Source organism: Pseudomonas sp. B3(2017) (genome assembly GCF_002113595.1).
In the GTDB taxonomy this organism is placed as follows: domain Bacteria; phylum Pseudomonadota; class Gammaproteobacteria; order Pseudomonadales; family Pseudomonadaceae; genus Aquipseudomonas; species Aquipseudomonas ekonensis.
This window is the reverse complement of sequence record NZ_NEIU01000047.1, coordinates 1-1,909: the sequence shown is the minus strand read 5'-3', so window position 1 is coordinate 1,909 and position 1,909 is coordinate 1. Positions and strand designations below refer to the sequence as shown.

Here is a 1,909-nt window from a genome sequence, read left to right as displayed (position 1 = left end):
CGGATTGGAATAGCTCACCTTGCCCGTCTCGGCCCGCCGGATGCTGTAGCTCGCCGTCAGCGTCTCCCCGCGCCGGGCCTCGAAGTGCTGCTGCACGAACGCGGCGCTGAGGGTGAAGACGACGTCCTTGCCGGCGCTGAGGGCGTTGAGGGTCTTGCTGTCTTCGTGGAGCACGCCGCCTGCGGCGTCGCGCAGCTGCCAGGTGACCACGTCCATGGGCTTGGTCGGGGTGGCGAGCGGGTTGGGGCAGGTGACCGCGCTGGTGCCGCCGGCCAGGTCCTTGGGTTCGAGGGCGCCGTCCTTCTCGCCGAGGACGGTGGGCTTGACCAGCTCCAGCTGCGGCGCGCCGACGTTGAGCAGCGCGGCGTGCAGGGAGCCGCGGCTGACGATGGTGCCGTTGTCGTCGGCGAGCAGGTTGTAGGACAGGTCCAGCGTGCCGCCCTCCAGCGTCTTGAGGTGCCGGCCCTCGACCGTCACCGTGAAGCCGGCCGGGTCGTCGGCCTCGGCCTTGCTGGGGAAGTACCAGTCCAGCACCGGGTCGTAGGTGGTGGTGTCGGGCCGGGTGCCCAGCCACTTGAGCTCGATGGCCATGCCTTCCTGGATGAGCGGGTCGTAGGGGATGCGCACGCGCACGACCGGCAGGTCCGGGTCGAGGGCGCCGTCCTGGGCGTCCTCGGCGACGGGCGCGGCCAGGCGCTTGGGTTCGCCGACGAGGTTGACGAAGCGGCCCTTGGAGAGCAGGTCGGGCGAGCCGCCGCGCTCCACGCGGTAGCTGAAGATCGCCTGGGTCTTGGCCAGGTCGCGCACCTTGAGGTTGGGCACCTTCAGCTCGACGATGCTGGGCAGGTTGGCCAGCGGCTGGCCGCGCACCTCGACGGCCACCGCCTCGCCTTCCAGCGTGGTGCCCTTGAGCACGGCGACGATCACGTCGCCCAGCTTGAAGTCGGGGGCCAGGGCGATGATCTGCACGGTCGCGTCGGCGTCGCCCAGGGCGTCCAGGTCCAGCGTGTTGTTGACCGCCTCCTTGACGATCGGCGCGCCCAGCCGCGAGTGGCCGGTGTCCACCACGATCCGGGTCTCCCGGCACCAGTCCTCGGCGGCGTTGTCGACCCGGTCATGCAGCGTGAAGGTCACGGCCAGGCCTTCGGGGCCCGAGTCGCCGGCCTCGAGGATCACCGCCTCGCTGACGTGGACGGTGAGGGGGTTGGCGTCCGGGTCGTCGACCTGCGCCTGGGTCACCGGCGCCGACCTCACCAGCACGCCGCCCCAGCTCAGGGTCACCACGTCGCCCACGGCGATGTTGGGGTAGACGGGCTTGGCCGGGCGGCCGGGCTTGGCCTTGATCACGATGTCGACGCCTTGGGCGGCGGTGTCCTTGTCGATGCCGCCGGCGACCAGTTCGGGGTCGATGTACTGGAAGAGTTCGGAATGGGCGCCGTCCTCCGGATCCAGGTCCTGGCCGCCGGGCAGCTCCAGCTTGACGTGGAGCTGCACCGCCGGGGCGAAGGGCTCGGGCAACTGGCTCAGGCGGGTGACGATGTAGCCCAGGGTGTGCGCGCCGCTGGCGATGCGCCCCGGCGCCACCCACAGGGTCACGCGCTCGTTGACCTCGCTGTCCTGGGTAAGGGTGTGCTGGTCGACCTTGCCGTTGTCGAACAGCAGCTCGACCTTGTCGCCGCGGCTCATGTTGGCCCAGGGCAGGATGTGCACCTTCAGGCCCTTGCCTGGGAAGTTGTCCAGGGCGGCGGCGCGGTTGATGCCCCATGAGCCGTCAGGCAGCTGGGGTTCGGTGCGGCCGGGGATCTCGGGCTCGCGCAGGGCCAGGGGGGCGACGGCTCGCAGGGGCTGGATGAGCATGGCAAAGACTCCGGTGCGGGTGGGCGACGGGGTCATTGGAAGCCGGAAGGGG

The 1,909-nt window shown here is 70.7% G+C and carries 1 pseudogene; it reads right to left on the bottom strand.

What is annotated here, in order from left to right:
* Positions 1 to 1,857 (bottom strand): annotated as a pseudogene (locus CAG33_RS28005) (hypothetical protein); the annotation flags it as partial.
* Positions 1,858 to 1,909 lie beyond the last annotated feature (52 nt).